This window comes from Streptomyces globisporus (assembly GCF_003501885.1).
GTDB classification, from domain to species: domain Bacteria; phylum Actinomycetota; class Actinomycetes; order Streptomycetales; family Streptomycetaceae; genus Streptomyces; species Streptomyces globisporus_D.
Genome location: NZ_QWFA01000399.1, coordinates 1 through 1,058, shown reverse-complemented (window position 1 = coordinate 1,058; position 1,058 = coordinate 1). Strand labels below are relative to the sequence as shown.

1 protein-coding gene is annotated in these 1,058 nt (G+C 73.6%); it reads left to right on the top strand.

All coding sequences use genetic code 11. The features are described from left to right. Nucleotides 1-26 precede the first annotated feature (26 nt). A partial coding sequence (manA, locus tag D3105_RS33950; RefSeq protein WP_118906602.1) for a mannose-6-phosphate isomerase, class I occupies nucleotides 27-1,058 on the top strand: 1,032 nt, incomplete at its 3' end.

Here is a 1,058-nt window from a genome sequence, read left to right as displayed (position 1 = left end):
GCCCAGCCCCACCCGAGGACGACTCCATGGACCGGCTGTCCAACACCGTGCGCCCCTACGCCTGGGGGTCCACCACGGCCATCCCCGCCCTGCTCGGCATCGCGCCCACCGGCGAACCGCAGGCCGAGATGTGGATGGGAGCCCACCCCGGAGCGCCCTCACGAATCACCCGCACCACCGCGTCCGGCACGATCGAACTGGCCCTCACCGAGGTCATCGACGCCGACCCGGAAGGCGAGCTCGGCGCGCCGACCGTCGCCCGGTTCGGCCCCCGCCTCCCCTTCCTCCTGAAGCTCCTCGCCGCCGGCGCCCCCCTCTCCGTACAGGTCCACCCCGACCTGGACCAGGCCCGCGAGGGTTACGCCGACGAGGAGGCCCGGGGCGTCCCGATCGACGCCCCCCACCGCACGTACAAGGACGCCAACCACAAGCCCGAACTGATCTGCGCCCTCACCCCCTTCGCCGGGCTGTGCGGCTTCCGCCCGCCCACCGAGGCGGCGGACGCGATGGAGGCGCTGGGAGTCGACTCCCTCAAGCCGTACGTCGACCTCCTCCGCGCCCACCCCGAGGAGGCGGCCCTCCGCGAGGTGCTCACGGCGATCCTCGGCGGAGACCCGGCGGAGATGAGCGAGACCGTGACGGAGGCGGCGGCCGCCGCCGAACGCCTCGGCGGCGCCCACGCCCCGTACGCCCGCATCGCCCACCACTTCCCCGGCGACCCCGGGGTCCTCGCCGCGATGCTGCTGAACTACGTGGAACTCCAGCCCGGCGAAGCCCTGTTCCTCGGGGCGGGCGTCCCGCACGCCTATCTGGACGGCCTCGGCGTCGAGATCATGGCCAACTCGGACAACGTGCTGCGCTGCGGCCTGACCCCCAAGCACATCGACGTCCCCGAACTCCTGCGGATCGTCCGGTTCGAGGCCACCGAACCCGGCGTACTGCGCCCGGAGGCGGCTCCGTCGGGCGAGGAGCTCTACGAGACCCCGGTCGACGAGTTCGCCCTGTCCCGCTACACCCTCGCGTCCGGCGCCGCCCCCGCCGAACTGACCGCCCCCACC